13 protein-coding genes are annotated in these 14820 nt (G+C 36.6%); all 13 read left to right on the top strand.

Features of this window, described 5'->3' with window-relative positions:
* The first annotated feature begins 119 nt into the window (after window positions 1-119).
* The 13 genes from AC1RP4_RS04065 to AC1RP4_RS04005 all read left to right on the top strand — a co-directional run bounded on the left by AC1RP4_RS04065 (window position 120) and on the right by AC1RP4_RS04005 (window position 14794).
* Complete coding sequence (locus tag AC1RP4_RS04065) at window positions 120-2693, top strand: hypothetical protein (RefSeq protein ID WP_481761470.1); 2574 nt, start codon at window positions 120-122, stop codon at window positions 2691-2693.
* Between the two features lie 79 nt (window positions 2694-2772).
* Complete coding sequence (locus tag AC1RP4_RS04060) at window positions 2773-3486, top strand: WxL domain-containing protein (protein ID WP_481761469.1); 714 nt, start codon at window positions 2773-2775, stop codon at window positions 3484-3486.
* 27 nt (window positions 3487-3513) lie between these two features.
* Window positions 3514-4275 (top strand): WxL domain-containing protein, encoded by a 762-nt coding sequence (locus AC1RP4_RS04055; protein ID WP_481761468.1) that lies wholly within the window; start codon window positions 3514-3516, stop codon window positions 4273-4275.
* A 51-nt stretch (window positions 4276-4326) separates the two neighbouring features.
* A complete protein-coding gene (locus AC1RP4_RS04050) occupies window positions 4327-5076 on the top strand; it encodes a WxL domain-containing protein (RefSeq protein WP_481761467.1) in 750 nt (249 codons plus the stop codon).
* Between the two features lie 57 nt (window positions 5077-5133).
* Entirely contained in the window at window positions 5134-5898 is a 765-nt protein-coding gene (locus AC1RP4_RS04045) for a WxL domain-containing protein (RefSeq protein WP_481761466.1), read from the top strand.
* A 39-nt stretch (window positions 5899-5937) separates the two neighbouring features.
* Complete coding sequence (locus tag AC1RP4_RS04040; protein WP_481761465.1) at window positions 5938-6543, top strand: WxL domain-containing protein; 606 nt, start codon at window positions 5938-5940, stop codon at window positions 6541-6543.
* Window positions 6544-6569: 26 nt separating this feature from the next.
* Window positions 6570-7361, top strand: coding sequence for a WxL domain-containing protein (locus AC1RP4_RS04035; protein ID WP_481761464.1), 792 nt, complete (start codon window positions 6570-6572; stop codon window positions 7359-7361).
* A gap of 31 nt (window positions 7362-7392) precedes the next feature.
* A complete protein-coding gene (locus AC1RP4_RS04030) occupies window positions 7393-8481 on the top strand; it encodes a WxLIP family cell surface protein (protein ID WP_481761463.1) in 1089 nt (362 codons plus the stop codon).
* A 22-nt stretch (window positions 8482-8503) separates the two neighbouring features.
* Window positions 8504-8830 (top strand): LPXTG cell wall anchor domain-containing protein, encoded by a 327-nt coding sequence (locus AC1RP4_RS04025; RefSeq protein ID WP_481761462.1) that lies wholly within the window; start codon window positions 8504-8506, stop codon window positions 8828-8830.
* A 273-nt stretch (window positions 8831-9103) separates the two neighbouring features.
* Entirely contained in the window at window positions 9104-10312 is a 1209-nt protein-coding gene (locus AC1RP4_RS04020) for an Ig-like domain-containing protein (protein ID WP_481761461.1), read from the top strand.
* Between the two features lie 327 nt (window positions 10313-10639).
* Entirely contained in the window at window positions 10640-13204 is a 2565-nt protein-coding gene (locus AC1RP4_RS04015) for a hypothetical protein (RefSeq protein ID WP_481761460.1), read from the top strand.
* A gap of 86 nt (window positions 13205-13290) precedes the next feature.
* On the top strand, window positions 13291-14007 hold the full coding sequence (locus tag AC1RP4_RS04010) for a WxL domain-containing protein (protein ID WP_481761459.1): 717 nt from the start codon (window positions 13291-13293) through the stop codon (window positions 14005-14007).
* 25 nt (window positions 14008-14032) lie between these two features.
* Entirely contained in the window at window positions 14033-14794 is a 762-nt protein-coding gene (locus AC1RP4_RS04005) for a WxL domain-containing protein (RefSeq protein ID WP_481761458.1), read from the top strand.
* Window positions 14795-14820: the final 26 nt, after the last annotated feature.

The following is a 14820-nucleotide window of genomic DNA, read 5'->3' as shown; positions in this document are numbered from 1 at the left end:
TAGAAATAGCTAGATAAATAGGGGATAGTAGTGAATTGGCAATATGTTAGTGAAATCAAATAGACTAAATTGATAAAATAATTAATAAGTTAAAAGCAAGGATTGGGGAGGGCTAAAAAATGAGAGAGTATAAAAACAGAAAAAAAGAATGGGTTTCGGCAACAATTATGACAAGTGCTGTTTTTGCAGGATTGTTAGCTGGGGGAGCTAGCCATAGAGAACCTAGTGTGTTTGCTAAAACCGATGAGAGCAGTATGTCAAGCGAATCATCAGATGAAACATCAAGTAAGTTAACGATTAAAGAATCAAGTGAATCAGAAAAAAAGGCGCTATCAAGTGAATCTGTAGAAACTAAATCAACAACTAAAAAAAGTGAATTAAAAATAAAAGCTAAATCATCAGAAAAAACTAAACGAAGTACTCGAGCTACCACTCGAGCAGCTGGATATGTTGGACCAAAAGATGAAATTCTACCTACTGTTAAATGGGAAACAAAAGATTACGCAGCTGATGTAGCAAAGACGTTTGTTTCACAATCGGGGAGATCTGATAAGCCTAATGAACCAGTTATGTACTTTGGAAATAGTATTGAACCTTTTCAGCCTAGTGAACTGACGAATAATAATGACGCAGATAGAGCAAGCAATAATAGTTCACCTAATTTACCATCTTGGTCATATACGTATACTACCGGAAAAAATCCGCGTCCATCGATTATACACGGGCTGATTATGGGCGACAAAATAGCTCGTGGTTATAATGTGAATGAAGCTTACCTAGACAACGGTATTTCTGGTATCGAGGGTGGACTTTTAGATGGGTCAATTACTGATTATCATCTTTATAAAAATAGTATGAACACGGGATTTAAAGCAACTATGTATGATAGTAAGTACAAAGTTAGTTATACTTTTGAATCAGTATATGGTAGGACTGGTGGTATTTACCGTTACTTTAGTATTACAAATAATAATTCAGATTCACAAAAAATAGGTGCCTTGGAAACAAATGATACTTTTGTAGATTCTGATAAAGTTCCTTTACAGAGTATTGGACCTAATGATGGCTTTAAAATGATTGGGGATAGTACTAGTCAGAAGCATGTTTTGGATGTGAGATTGAAAGATCCAGAGTCTAATGCTACTTTGGGTGGTTGGACAAATTATACGGGCGGTTCTCAAGATAAGATTCTAAACCCCGCTAATTTTAATAACTACTTTAAAGGGGGGGTAGCCGGGACAGGTATGGAAGGTTCAGCAGCAAACACTAATATTGGAATTGAAAATATTAGTAATCCAAGTAAAACAATTGGTGATGATAGTGCGTACATTATGAAAGCTAATCAAGTTGATTTAGCTCCAGGTGCAACACTTGTTAATGGGTCTTACCTTACTTATAAAGAGACAACACCTAGTACTCCTCCCGTTGCGACAGTTAAAAATACAATAATTAACGGTTACGCTGATCAAAAAGGTGTTGAGATTACAGGAGATGTTACTGATTCAGATGATACAAAAGGAAATATTGAAATCGGGTATCCAGATGGAACGTCAGAAAAGAATCCTTACGATACTATTACAGTGGATGTGAAGAATCCTACACCGTATTCTGTACCAGTTAATATGTCTAAACTAGGTCCAGGTAAAAATGAACTATTAGTTACGGCAGTTGATCCAGGTAATAACCGTCAAGAAAAACCAGTTACTATAACTGTTAACGTATTCAAATTAGGCGCAATTGCTATCCCACAAACAATCAAAGTTGGCGATACGGTTAAGACAGGCGAGACGGATTTGATTAAAGATTTGACAATTATTAATCAACCAACAGTTAATGCACATACACTAACTGTTGATGGGACAAATCCATCAGGTAAACCACTTGATAATAAAACAGTAGGATTTTACATCCAAGATATGCTTTTAACAGATATTGCAGTTAAACCAAATGAAATCGCAAAAGTAGCTGTACCAGTTACTGTAACTGATGATGACACTGCAACTGATAAAGTCTCTGCCCTTTATGCAAAAGGATTTGGCGTAAAGCAGGCAGATATTCAAAAATTAACAACTGATGAGTTGACTGCATTAATTCTAAAGACTAGTGAAGCTAAAGGATGGTTGTTAGCAACTGGTGCTGAATCTAAAGTAAGCGTTGATTCAACGACACTTAAACAAACTTCAACTGATGGTATTTATCAGGCAGTTATCAAAAATTCGGATGGTTTAAAAAAGACCATTAACATTGAAGTTACAGGTGGATTGAAAATTACAGAAGGACCTGGGGCAACTAATTACGGTTCTTTTTTAGGTGTTACGTTACCTTACAGCGGAGAAGACTTTAAAGTTCAACGTAGTGACCCTGATCCTCATGTTAATAGCGTACAAGTTTCTAACGCGGGTAAACAAGCTTGGACCTTAACAGCTCAACTTACAACACCGTTAACGGAGCATAACGATGCTAACGTTAAGTTAAATGGTGTATTGACATATATAGATGCATCTGGTCAATCGCAAGATATAGAATCAAACAGTGCAGAAGTTGGTTCAGGGCAATCTGAGGTAACTCAAGAAGTAAGTTGGGCAAACGACAAAGGAATTATCGTTCAACTTAATGGAAATAACCCTTTGCTTAAAGCAGGGGACTATACAGGGGAAATAACATGGACATTAGCGGATACGCCACATTCATAAACCTTGTTTAATTAATGTTAATCGTTAGCATATTGCTAATATTAAAAACTACCAAAATCTTACGAGGGGAGAAAATACGATGCTAAAAAGAAGTACAATTATGGGGATTCTTTTAGGAAGCATGGTACCTGTTGGTTTCGCCGTAACGCAAGTTTCAGCAAGCGATACAGTGGGCTATCAATCGCATGCGACTATTGAGTTAGTTGGAAGTACTGATGAAACACGACCTGTTAATCCAATTAATCCGACGGATCCGGTAAAACCAGTTAGACCTGTTAATCCGGGGACGCCAGGTCCGTTATCGATTGATTACGTTTCGAACTTACAATTCAGTCAACAAAAAATTTCTGGTAAAGATAGTGTTTATTATGCACAACTTGACCAGTTAGCTGATAAGAACGGTAAAGTCGGAGATTATCCAAACTATGTTCAGATAACGGATAACCGTGGGTCAAATGCAGGGTGGAAATTAACCGTTGCACAGACCAATCCATTTATGAATGGTAAAAATAAATTAGATGGAACGGTTATCACGTTGATGAATGGTGTTGTTAATGGTAGTAACCTGCATAGACCGACGGATAGTCAAGCAGCAATTAAGCCAGATGGTAAGGCAGTTACTGTGATGACAGCTAAGTTGGACAATGGTATGGGGACCTGGACGGATCGTTTTGGTAAAGATAATACAGCTGCTCAACAAAGTATTTCATTGTTTGTTCCAGCTGAGTCGAAAAAAGTAGCAGGGGCTTATAAGTCTGAACTAACATGGACTTTGACAGATGCTAAACTATAAAAAAAGAGATTAGGGGAAATATATATTATGAAAAAAACAAATAAATTATTATTCGCTGCATTACTTGGATTAGGTATTACAGGAACAGCTGTTACAACAGCTAACGCATCAGAAACAAAAGATTATGTATCACATGGTAACGTTGAATTGACTAAAAATGACGGAACAACAGACCCTGGTATTACTGATCCAACAGATCCAGGACATACTATCGATCCAACAGACCCAGTGAACCCAGGTACTGGTGGCCCATTAGCAATTGACTACGTTTCTAACTTTAACTTTGGTACACAAAAAGTAACAGGTAATGATACAACATATAACTCGGAATTAGTTGCAGCAACAACAGATAACCCAACAGCTGGAACTAAAAAAGACCTTGCAAACTTCTTACAAGTTTCAGATAACCGTGGTACAGTATCTGGCTGGAAACTTTCAGTTCAACAATCAAAAGCATTTACAAGTGAAACAACAAAATCAGTATTAGATGGCACAACAATTACGTTATCTAACCCTGAAGCAAATAATGCTGATAAAAATGGTACAAAACCAGCACCATCAATTTTAACAGATAACCTTGCAATTTCTTCTGCATCAGGTGATAAAGTTGTTATGCAAGCTAAAGATGGCGAAGGTTCTGGTACTTGGGTTGAAGCATTCGGTAATGCAACTAAAGACGCTGATAAAGCTAAAGCTTCTGTTAAATTAGCTATCCCTGGTGATAGCAAAAAAGTCGCAGAAAAATACACATCAGATTTAACATGGACACTTACAGACGCTAACTTATAAGAATTAATTCTATCAATAAAAAAAGGTTATTAATTAAAAGGGGAAATTAAAATGAAAACAACTAAAATCGTAACAAGCGCAATTATTTTATCAACATTAGGTTTAACTGCAGCACCAGCTGTACATGCCGCAGACCATACAGAAAATTACACATCATTAGGTAAGATTGGTTTTACAGAAAATGATGATAAAACACCACCCGTTAACCCAGTTGATCCAGATAAACCCGTTGATCCATTAGAACCAACTGTTCCTCCTGTTAGTCCTGGTACTGATGGACCATTATCAATTGATTACGTTTCTAACTTTGATTTTGGTGAAAACAAAATTTCTGGGGACGATACAACTTACTACGCTGCACCTGTCAAAGCAGTTAGTGGTGCTAAATATGCTACTTACTTACAAGTAACGGATAAACGTGGTACTAATGCTGGTTGGAAACTTTCAGTTAAACAAGAAAAACAATTTAATGATGGCTCAGCAGATTTAGATGGTGCAGTATTAAAAATGGGATCACAAAAATTAAATTCTAAAAATATGGATAGTGTAACTAATGCAACAACCCCAGCTATAGCCGATGCTACAATTACAGCAACACCTGGTAGCGCTGTTGAAGTCTTGAATGCAGCTAAGGGTCAAGGTATGGGTACTTGGACAGATTCATTTGGTGTATATGATGCAGATGCTACAAAGGATACAGCAATGAAGGCTGTTTCATTAGCCGTACCTGGTAATTCAGCTAAAGAAGCTAAACCATATACCACTGATTTAACATGGACAATTACTGACGCAGGGATGTAAACCTGTATCAACTAGGTTATTAAAAAATAGAGGGAATCAATAAAAGGGGAAATTAAAATGAAAACAACAAAAATCGTTGCAAGTGCAATTGCGTTAACAACATTAGGTTTGACTGCAGCACCAGCTGTACATGCCGCAAATAATACACAAACATATAATGAAACAGGTAAAGTAGGTTTTGTCGCAGGAAGCACAAGCCCAACAAATCCCACAGATCCAATCGATCCAACAAATCCAATTACACCAGATCCAGATCCAGATCCAATCAAACCTGGTACAGATGGACCTTTATCGATTGATTACATCTCTAATCTTGATTTTGGTGCTGATCATAAGATTTCTGGTTCTACAGAAACTTACTATGCACAACCAATTTCAGCTACAGATAGTAAAGGTGATAAGGTTAAACGTGCTAATTACTTACAAGTAACTGATAACCGTGGTACAAATGGTGGTTGGAAACTTTCAGTAAATCAAGATGCCCAATTTAATGATGGGACTTCTGAGTTGGCTGGTGCGCAATTAAAAATGACCGGTCAAACATTTAATTCTTCAAATATTGGTGACACGACAACAATCCCAACTGCTTTAAATAGTGGTGTTATTACACCAACTGTTGGAAAAGATGTTGAAGTTGTAAGTGCTGCTAAGGGTCAAGGTATGGGTACTTGGACTGATTCATTTGGCACATATGTCGATGGAACAGATACAGATGCTTCAATGAAAGCAATCTCATTAGAAGTACCTGGTAAAACAGCTAAATCAATTGGAACAAGTTACAAAACTAACTTAACATGGACATTAACAGACGCAGGTCTATAAAAAGATTAGAAGTAAGTTAAACCAAAGGGGAAATTAATTATGAAAAAAGCAGCAATTGCAACATCAGCACTTTTAGCAGTTACGTTATTTTCAACATTAGCACCTGCAGCACATGCTGCCGATATTACAAAAGGCACAACAGGTGATGTTAACTTCGTAGCTAATCCAGCTACTGGGGCAGGCGAACTTAAGCTAATCAGTGCACCGAGTGTTGATTTTGGGGATCAAGAAATTAGTGGATCAACAAAAACTTATGAACAAACGTCTTTTGGCGCTAAACCAGAGGATGCTAATATCCAAGTTGATGATAACCGTGGCTCAAATGTCGGTTGGAATTTAACAGTTGCAAATACACAATTTGCCACGGCAACGGGTACGGCACTTGATGGTGCTAAGTTAACCTTAACAAATGGTTCAATTATTAATGGTAATGGGGCAAAGTTTGTGGCTAATCCTGCAGCAACTATGCTTTTAGATGGTTCATCTAAAGCTGTTCCAGCAGTAGATGCAGCTAAAGATAAAGGTATGGGGCCTAACACATTACCTGTTACTAAAGCAACTTTAGAAGTACCTGGTGCAACAAGTAAATTAAATGAAAAATATACATCAACAATTACATGGACATTAAAAGACGCAGCATTATAAAATGCAGAAAGGGATAGGTTAAAACAATGAGCTTGAAAAAAAATATACGACTAGCAGTAGCCATTGTCCCCCTCCTTGCATTTTCGATGATGGTAAATTCAGTAGCCGATGCAGCAGTTGCAACTGATGGAAAAACTGCGATATCATCAGCTAACTTAACATTACTTGAAAAGTCTGGTCCTGTTGATCCGTTAGATCCATCAAAACCAGTGCACCCACTCAATCAAGTTACGCCAACAACTGGAGACTTAAGAATAGATTATATTTCTAGTTTTCATTTTGGGGCACAGGATATCTCGGGGAGTAATAAAACCTACTATGCAACTTTTGATAAAGTAGCTGACATGACTAACCGTCGTGACTCAAGTGGAGTGTGGGACACACAAAACCTAACAGATAAAGATTATTATAATGTACCTAATTACGCCCAGGTCACAAATAATACAACGGGTAATTGGTCATTAGGTGTTAGTAACACTGTTTTTAAAAGTCCTAGCGGGAACGTGCTTAAAGGTGCTGTACTAAATATTAAGAATATCGAAGCACATAGTGAAAATCCAGGTTTAGGGCTAAGCGGGGACTTACCAGGTAACGTTAAACTTACAGGAACTGGTGGTACTCCTGTTTCGGTTGTTAGTACGACAGATGGTAATAGTGATAATCCGTTCGGTACTTGGACACTTGCTATGGGTACTGATAAAGCGGGAACTAACTCTACAGGAAACGATGCAGTGTCGTTATTTGTTCCTGGTACCACTGTGAAAACAAAAGAAGCTTATACATCAACGTTGAAATGGACATTGATAGCGGCTCCATAAAGCTAATTTGAAAAGAAAGAGGATTTTTACATTGAATAAAAAATTTTTTGGAATCATAATGGCGTTTGTGGCAGGATTGGTTTTATTTAGTGGACAAGTTCAAAAAGCGAACGCTGCTGAAATGAACTTTGCCGTTACTGCAAATCTTCCAAGTAATCAAGTTGATAAGCGCCAAACCTATTTTAATTTAAAAATGAAGCCTAATCAGAAACAAGATGTTACTGTCACATTGAAAAATTCGACTAATAAAGCAGTTGTCGTAATGGCTGAGGCAAATACAGCTGTAACCAACGATAACGGTGTGGTTGAATATAGTCATGTGAAACCAAAACTTGATAAAACAATGGTAAATCCTCTATCTTCAATTGTTAAGTCGGATAAAGAAGTGACAATTCCAGCCAAGAAAAGTGTTGTGCATACGTTCCATATCACAATGCCCGCTAAGAAATTTAATGGCGAAATCGATGGTGGATTATACTTCTATGAAAAGATCGACAAAGATAGTGAAAAAAAATCAAAGAGTAACGTTCAAATTAAAAACCGTTATGCATTTGTGATTGGGACAACGTTAACTGAAACAGATGATGTTGTTAAACCTGATATGAAATTACTTAAAATTGAACCAGGTTCAGTTAATTTCCGTAATACATTGAAGGTAAATTTACAAAACCCAACAACAACACCTATTCGTAATTTAAAGGTAGCCGGAAAAGTCTATTCAAGAAATGGGGATGAAGCCTTACATGCTTCAACCACTTCGAATATGACAATGGCTCCCAATACGAATTTTAATTATGGTATTTTTTGGGACAACCAACCCTTTAAACCTGGTAAGTACCGTCTAGAAATGACGGCAACTTCTGGTGTGAATAAGTGGAAATGGACTGAAAACTTCACAATTGATGGCGCAACGGCAGATAAATTGAACGAAAAGGCAGTTGACTTAGAAAAAGATTATACAATGTGGTATATTCTTGCAGGAATCTTCTTACTTCTACTTGTATTATTGATTATTTGGTTCTTAGTTCGTCGTAATAAAAAAGATAAAGAAGAAGCTGTCGCAGAAGCAAAACGACAAATTTTATCAGAATTACAAACTGGTGAAAAAGAAGATAAGTAGTCGAAATGGGTGAGGTATGGTTATGGGGAAAAAAATAACGAGTACTTTAGTAATTGGTCTTTTGGGGTTATCTTTTAGTTTAGGTGCATTCGGTAATACCGCAGAAGCGGCTAGTTATACAAGTGAAATGGGAATTGAATTTGTAGGTAAAATGCCAACAACTTCTCAGGTGACACCAGATCCAGACGGGAGAACACCTGTCTCAAAGAATGTTGCATCGAATCAAAACAGATTACCTCAAACCGGTGAAATAAAAGGATCAGGATTATCAATGATAGGATTTATTCTTTTATCAACCGCAGGATTAATTGGATGGGTTAAATATAACGATTCAAAGCAATCAAAATAAAGAATAGTTAAAATTAAAGTAGGCTACCTTCGTATTTATATGAAGATAGCTTATTTTTTTTGCTTATTATCTAAGTCCAATTTAGTTAAAATTAAAAATATACTAGTGGTTAAATTTGCAAAAGAAAGCGTTAACATGATAAGCTGTGTTTAAGGTATTAATAAAAAAATAAATATAAATATAAGGAGGTATTAGTAATGCTCTAACTAATTTTTTTATGGAGGGCCTGTATCAAATAATTGTTTATAAACCAAAATAGAGGAGATGAATAAAATGAACAAAGTAGAAATGAGTCAGACAAAGAAGAATGTGATTAAAACGGTAGCGGTGGTTGGATTATTGAATTCAGTAATGATTTTAGGGGTAGCTAATAATTCCGTAGATGCTAGTAACCATGAAAAGCAGGTGGCGACAGCTAAAGTAGGTACGAAAGAATTAGGTGTTATTACAAGAGGCTCAATGAAAGTATCTGGAACGGGTGCAAGTGGTCTACACTTACAAGGTAATAATACAGTGACAACAGGTACATTAGATTTTGATTATGAAGGAAAGTCGATTATTTCGGCAGGAATTAATGAATCGACAGACTATGTCTTGTCAGTTCCTTCAGAGTTAGTTCCACTTTTTAACCATGATTCGTTCAATAATTATATAACAGGAAATTTCCAATTTAATAACGGAAGTAAATATACGTATAATAAAAATGATATCCGAGTTGAGGATAATGGTAAAACATTACGAATCAAAAATCCATCTCATTCTTGGATTGCATTTGCCGACTTCAAAGTTCATTTATCTCTTGATATTGGGCAAATGGTAACAGATACAGGTATCAGAGTAGCGGACGCAGAAAATAACTCAAGTTATATATTTAATAGTGGTTTAGTAAAAAATGGTGCGCCAATTGATTGGGACGTGTTGGGTTCATATAATGCTTCTGACACGTTGCCAACATATCACCTAGACCCGGGTTGGGCACTTTTGAAAGAAATTCCAACCGTTGAAACAATTTTTGATACAGATACAACGGTATCAGGTCGTGGTGTTCCAGGTGCTAAAATTGAAGTTAAAGTTGGCGATAAAGTTATAGGGACAGGTATCGTTGATGAAAATGGACTTTACGAAGTTACTATTCCTAAACAACATGAAGATACAACAGTTAGTGTTCGTCAGAATACAGGTGTTGGTTGGAGTGATGTGAAAACTACGGTAGTTAAGCATAAAGATGTTACGATTGCTAAACCAACTGTTGATTCTTATTATCAAAGTGATAAATATTTAACAGGTACTGGAGAAACAGCTGGAAATACAATTATTATTGCTGATGCAAGCGGTAATGAAATTGCTAGAACAGTCGTACAGTCAGATCTTAGTTTCTCTGTACAAATTCCAGAACAAGGAGCCTATACACTTCTTTATATAACTGAAACAAATGGGACAGAAATAAGTCTTGCAACGGTAGTTCCAGTTCGTGAAGGGTAACCAAAATAAACTGTAAATTGGCAAAAGTAATTCATCATTTTTTTTGATGAATTACTTTTGTATTAAAACAAAATCGATAAAGCGGTTACTTCATAAATTAGATAAATATTTTTTAATTAAAAAAATATGTTTACATTTAAATAGATTATAGGTAAACTGGCTATGTCGCAGTAACCAGATAATAAGTTTGCGATTAGGTTACAGCTAAGTTAACGAATAAATCTATTAGGAGGGACTAGGGGGTCACAACTAATCAGCTAGACTAATGAGTTAAATATAGTAATGTTAGGTATAAATAGGCAGCAACTATAGGGGGAGGACTAAACAATGAAAGGGCATAACAGTAATAAAAAAGAACGAATCTCAGCAACGTTAATGACGGGAATTATCTTAGCAGGAGTGATGACAGGTAGCATTGTTAACGTGGTTAACAATGAGGGCCCAGGAACTTCTGTCCAAGCTAAAGAGCTAGATGAAACCGTTAAACCTCAAACAGCATCTTCTGAAAAAACAACCGAAAAAAGTACATCGATAAAAGCAACAAAAGAAGAAATAACAAGCGAAGTAGCAACTAAAGAAGAAGTAACGAAAGCACCAACAAAAAAAGTAGCAACGACTAAAAAAAGTGAGACAGCAGTACCAGCTGCTGGTTATGTTGGTCCATCACAAGGGGCCATTAATACTCAGTGGAGTACTACCGATGTGGCATCAAATTCTAAAAATGAGTATGTGTCACTTACAGGAGGCGGGAAGTTAGTAAATGGTGTTCCAACAAACAACGCGGGAAAAGCAGATGATACAGCGACTCCTGTTTTATATTTTGGTAATGCAGCATTTAATTTCCAACCAAGTGCGCTGACAAATAACGATTCTTACAGTGAACAGGGTAATGCATCTAGTTGGGCATTTACGAAGGTTGGTGCCAGTGGAAGAAATCCTAATCCAAGAAAGTCTTATGGAATTATCATTAATAATGCTATTCCAAAAGATCGTGGATATGGGTATGCAGCAGAAAGTAACACGACGCCTAATACAATTGAAAGTGCTGTAAAACTTGGACCAATTACAGATTACCATCTTTATAAAAATAATGATGGTACTGGATTCAAAGCTACAATGTACGATGTAACATATAAGGTGAGCTATACATTTGAAGAAATGTATGATGCAGCAGGTGGTATATATAGTTATTTCAGTATCACAAATAATGATACTGCAACTCGAGCTATTGGTGCAGCTCAGGGGGTCGATACTTTGGTTGATAAGGATGACGTCCCTGTAAAAAGTTTGGGACCTAACAATGGATTTAAAATGGTAAGTGATAAACATACCTTGAATTACAGATTGAAGGATCCCGGTAATAATACTAGCTTGGGTGGTTGGACTAATTATTCAGCTGGGAAAGCTACCGGTACTGGTATATTAGATATATCAAATATAAGTAGTTATTTCAAAGGTGGAGCTGTAGGAACTGGAATGGAGACATCAGTGCTTGATAAAATTATAGCTATCAACGACATTAGTCAGCCAGATACTCCGTTTAAGGGAGATAGTGCTTTTGTAATAAAAGCTAATCCTAAAACGTTAGCCCCAGGAGAAACATTAACGACAGGTTCTTACTTAACTTATAAAGAAACGACACCAAGTATTCCACCTGTTGCAACTGTAACACCATCAACAATTAATGCTTATGCGGATCAAACAGATTCATTTAAAATTGTAGGTAAAGTTTCAGATGAAGATAGTACAAAGGGATACATTCAAATTAAGTATCCAGATGGGTCAATATCATCGCCAGCAGAGAATACTTATGAAACAACAAAAGATGGTGTCGATTATTCTGCAAAGATTGACCCTACAAAATTAAAAGTAGGTGCAAATAAAGTTATAGTAACTGCGATTGATGCTGGAGGTACCGAACAATTAAAACCAGTTACCGTAACTGTCAACTTATTCAAGTTGGGTGCAACTGCTATTCCACAAAAAATTGATGTTGGCGGAACCGTTACAATAGATGAAACAAAATTAATCAAAGATTTAACAATTATGAATACTAATAAACATACATTAGAAATTGATCCTACAAATCCATCAAATAAACCACTTGATAACACAAAAGTTGGTTTCTATATACAAGATATGATTTTGACGGATACGGATGTGACACCTAATGAAACTGCTAAAGTTGCCGTTCCTGTCAATGTAATAGATGGTGATACCGTCGTTGATGGTGATTCTGTAGTTTACGCTAAGGATTTTAGTACGGACAGTAAATCTATCTCGGGATTAACAGAGACTAAATTAAATGAGTTCATATTAACAGAGAGTTCGGCTAAAGGTTGGATACTATCAACTGGTGCTGATTCTAAAGTTACAGTTAAATCAACGACACTTACACCAACTTCTAGTGCTGGTGACTATGAAGCAGTTATTGTAAATGCTCAGGGTGTTGAAAAAACGATTAAGATCACAGTTGCAGGTGGTGGTTTAGCAATTACTGCAGCCTCTGATGAAATGACTTTTGGTTCAAAAGATGGGGTAATGTTGCCTTACAGTGGAGAAAATTTCAATCTTCAACGTACTGCTGAAAATACTGTATCAATTTCTAATCTAGGCAAAACAGCTTGGACATTGAAGGCTAGCGTTTCAAAACCTTTAACAGATGGATCTAACACATTGAAAGGTGTTTTGAAATATATAGATGCAACTGGAACTGCACAAGATTTAGATACTGGTAGTACAGAGGTTGGTTCAGGTCAGACAGAAGAAACTAAAGATGTCACTTGGGCAGCCGATAAAGGTGTTGTTGCTGAACTTAATGGAAGCAACATGTCACTTAAAGCAGGTAAGTATGCAGGGGAAATAACATGGACACTAACGGATGCGCCTTAATCCTAATCCTTGCTTAATTAACGTTAATCATTAGCATTTTGCTAATATTATAAAAACATCAAAATCTGACGAGGGGAGTAGATACGATGATAAAAAGAAAGTTAATTTTGGGAGTTCTTTTAGGTAGTATGGTACCGGCTGGTTTTACCGTAACGCAAGCTTTGGCAAGCGAAACAGTGAATTATCAGTCGCATGCAACTATTGAATTCGTGAAAAATACTGACGGTACACCGCCAGTTGATCCAACAAATCCAACTGATCCGTTAAAACCGGTTAAACCAGTTAATCCTGGAACAGATGGACCATTATCAATTGATTACGTTTCGAACTTACAATTTAGTCAACAACAAATTTCTGGTAAAGACAGTGTTTATTATGCACAACTTGACCAGTTAGTTGATAAAAACGGTAAGGTTGGGGAATATCCAAACTATGTTCAAGTAACGGATAATCGTGGTTCAAACGCAGGCTGGAAACTAACTGTTGCACAGACCAATCCATTTATGAATGGTAAAAATAAATTAGATGGAACGATTATTACGTTAATGAATGGAACAACTAACGGAAGTAGTAATATGAGTCAGCCGACAGCTAGTCAAGCAGCCATCAATCCAGATGGCAAAGCAGTTACTGTGATGACAGCCAAGGTCGACAAAGGTATGGGAACATGGACAGACCGTTTTGGTAAAGATAATACAGCTGCCAAACAAAGTGTGTCATTACTTGTTCCAGCTGAATCAAACAAAGTAGCAGGGGCTTATAAGTCTGAATTAACATGGACTTTGACAGATGCTAACTTATAAAAAAGGTTATATAAAGGGGAAATAAATGATGAAAAATTCAAGTAAATTATTATTAAGTACATTATTAGGCGTAGGTGTGACAGGTGCCATTATGACAACTGCTCATGCATCTGAAACACAAACATATACATCACACGGTAAAATTGAATTGACTAAAAATGATGGTACAACAGATCCTGGTATTACGGATCCAACAGATCCTGGACATACTATTGATCCAACAGATCCTACAAACCCAACAGATCCAGGTACTGGTGGCCCATTATCAATCGATTATGTTTCTAACTTTAACTTTGGTGCTCAAAAGATGTCAGGTAACAACGAAACATATGACTCTCAATTAGTGACAGTTAAAGATGCATCCGGAGCTGATAAAGATCTTGCAAACTTCCTACAAGTTTCAGATAACCGTGGAACAGTAGCAGGTTGGAAACTTACTGTTCAACAAGCAAAAGCATTTACAAGTGAAACAACAAAATCAGAATTAGATGGGACAACAATTACGTTATCTAATCCTGAAGCAACTAATGCTGATAATAACGCATCAAAACCAAAACCAACATTAACAAATAGCGTTGACATTTCAGCTACATCAGGGGACAAAGTTGTTATGCAAGCAAAAGATGGCGCAGGTTCTGGTACATGGTCTGAATCCTTTGGTAACGCAACAACAGATGCTGCTAAAGCCAAAGCTTCTGTTAAATTAGCTATCCCTGGTGATAGTAAAAAAGTTGCAGAAAAATACACATCAGATATTACATGGACACTTACAGACGCTAACTTATAAAATCTAAATTAGTCAATAAAAAATAA

The sequence above is a fragment of the Dellaglioa sp. CoH-56-MRSF-10 genome (genome assembly GCF_056782175.1).
Note: the sequence above shows the minus strand (reverse complement) of the source record. Positions and strands in the feature narration are given on the sequence as shown.